This is a genomic window from Chitinimonas sp. (genome assembly GCF_041904975.1).
Lineage (GTDB): Bacteria > Pseudomonadota > Gammaproteobacteria > Burkholderiales > Chitinimonadaceae > Chitinimonas.
Genome location: NZ_JAYRLZ010000399.1, coordinates 1 through 2,733, shown reverse-complemented (window position 1 = coordinate 2,733; position 2,733 = coordinate 1). Strand labels below are relative to the sequence as shown.

General features: G+C 61.3%; 2 protein-coding genes. One reads left to right on the top strand and one right to left on the bottom strand.

Going from position 1 to position 2,733, the window contains the following annotated elements; all coding sequences use genetic code 11:
• On the bottom strand, positions 1-1,183 hold a 1,183-nt coding region (locus ACE3OH_RS21400), incomplete at its 3' end, for a tetratricopeptide repeat protein (RefSeq protein WP_374358035.1).
• Positions 1,184-1,451: 268 nt separating this feature from the next.
• On the opposite strand from ACE3OH_RS21400, the gene rlmD reads away from it, so the two are divergent.
• A partial coding sequence (rlmD, locus tag ACE3OH_RS21395) for a 23S rRNA (uracil(1939)-C(5))-methyltransferase RlmD (RefSeq protein WP_374358031.1) occupies positions 1,452-2,733 on the top strand: 1,282 nt, incomplete at its 3' end.

Below are 2,733 nucleotides of genomic sequence, written 5' to 3'. Positions count from 1 at the left end.
CCTTCACCCGGGCGATCGCCTTGTCGTAAGCCGGATTGGCCTTCTCACGCTTGGCCGACTCGAACTGGACCAGCGCATCGTCGAACTGGCCCGCCTCTTCATAGATGCGGCCGATATTGAAATACGAGCTGGCACGCACCGTCGCGGCGGTCGCGCCACTGGCCAGGGCAATTGCCTTGCGGTTGGCCCAGATCGCTTCGGCGGTGCGGCCGGCCTTCTGGTTGGCAAGACCAAGATTGCTATACGCCTGGCCGTAGTTCGGGTCGAGGTTGATCGCCTGTTGGTACAGCTCGATCGAGCGCTCCAGGTCCCCGGCGTGGTAGGCCTGCTCGCCGGCGCGGTTCAGCGATTTGGCATTGTCGGCATCGCCACCACTGACCTGCTGTGCATCCACCCGGGTTGCGGCATCAAGGTAGTTCTCGACGCTGCCCAGCACGCGGTCCGGATCGGTATTGGTGCCGCGCATGGTGTTGATATCCTGGAACTCACCCTCGCCGGTAATGCGGAATACCGTCCACAGATTGCCCGGTACATCGCGCGGCACATAGTAAGAGCGCACCAGGGACTGGCCGATATATACCATCACCTTGGCGCCACTGCGGCTTAGCGCAGTTGAGCTTGGCTTGGACATATTGGTGTAGTCATGCACCGCATACACATAATTCTGGCCAACATGCTTTTTCTCGATGGTGATGGTTTCCGGGCCAAAGCCATCGGTATCGTCCACATCCAGATTGGCGTCGGCACGCGGCGCACTCTTGCGGTTCCAGAAGATATGCGCGCCGGGGAAGGCGATATGCGAATCAAGATCAGCCGGCGTCGCGCCCCAGTTGAGCACCACGCGCAGGCCGTCCAGGTTCTTCATTACCGGGCTCACGGCATAGGTCATGCCCTTGCACGGGCATTTGGCCACCAGATTCGAGTAGCCGGGCTTCTTGACGATGATCAGCGCATCATCGGCATCGGCAAACGAGGTATTCAGATTCACCATGCCCTGGGCATCGGTAGTGGCCGTAGCCGACTGTGCACCATTTTTTTGCACGATCACCGTGGCGCCGGCAATGCGCTGGTCTTTCACCGTGGCGCTGAGGATCTGTACCGGCAGCGTCTCTGCATAGCTCACTGCCGTCATCATGGCCGCGAGGCAGGCGCCCTGGGCGATCAGTCGCATCTTCTTGCTCATTCCTACTCTCCAGTGTGTATCGGGGAAAACCGGACCAGCATGGCGCGCTAGCCGGCGCAAAGCCGGGTGCGGCGCCGCAGGGCGGCAATCTATCACAGCCTGCCCGGCTGCATGGTTGCCCACCCTTGGCAATTGTTGGCTTTGCACCAATTCAGAGCCGGCCAGACGGCGCATGTGAACGCGCGCCTGCCGGCAAATGCATCGCCGCTTTCCCAGTATTCTCAAGCGGTTATAATGCGCGGCTTTTCTCACGCAGCCAGCCGCCATCATGACCGAAGCCCGTCGCAATCCCGTCGCCACCGTTGAATCCCTGGACTACGAAGGCCACGGTGTCGCCCGCGTGGATGGCAAGACCATCTTTATCGATGGCGCCCTGCCGTTTGAACAAGTCGAATATTCGAGCTATCGCAAAAAGCCGACATTCGAAAACGCCCAGGCGGTACGCATTCTCAACGACAGCTTTATGCGGGTGCGCCCCAAGTGCCAGCACTATGGCGTGTGCGGCGGCTGTTCGATGCAGCATGCCGACGCTGGCGCCCAGGTGGCGGTGAAACAACGGGTGCTGGAGGACAGCCTCAGCCGTATCGGCGAAGTGAAGCCGCAAACCATGATGACGCCGATCTATGGCCCGACCTGGGGCTATCGCCATCGCGCGCGCCTGTCGGCCCGTTACGTCGCCAAAAAAGGCACGGTGCTGGTCGGCTTTCATGAAAAGCGCTCCAGCTTTATCGCCGACATGAGCCGCTGCGAAATCCTGCCGCCCAAGATGTCGGACCTGCTGCTGCCATTGCGTGAGCTGGTCATGCATCTGTCGATTCGCGAGCGCATGCCGCAAATCGAAATCGCCCTGGGCGAGCATGTCGATGTGCTGGTCCTGCGCGTGATGGAACCCTTGAACGAGGCCGACGAGGCGCTGCTGCGCCGCTTTGCCGACCAGCACCAGGTGCAGTTCTGGCTGCAGCCCAAGGGCCCGGATACGGCCTACCCCTTCTATCCGCTCGATGCGCCGCAGCTCAGCTATAGCCTGCCCGAGTTCGGCATTGTCATGCCCTACAAGCCGACCGAGTTCACTCAGGTCAACCCGCATATCAACCGCGTGCTGGTCGGCCGCGCCCTGCGCCTCTTGGACCCACAACCGGGCGAGCGCATTGCCGATTTGTTCTGCGGCCTCGGTAACTTCACCCTGCCCATTGCCCGCAAGGGCGCGACGGTACTGGGGATTGAAGGCAGCCAGCAGCTGGTCGAGCGCGCCCGCGAAAATGCGGTCAAGAATGGCCTGGCCGAGCGCACCGAATTCCAGGTCGCCAATCTGTTCGAGATGACCGAAGAAATCATGGCCGGCCTCGGCCACTTCGACCGCATGCTGATCGACCCGCCGCGCGATGGCGCCATGGAAGTGTGCAAGTCGATTTCAAGCGAGCATGGCCCCAAGCGCATCGTCTATGTCAGCTGCAACCCCGCCACCTTGGCGCGCGACGCCAATGTGCTGGTCAATGTGACGGGCTACACCCTCAAATCAAGCGGCGTGGTGAATATGTTCCCGCATACCG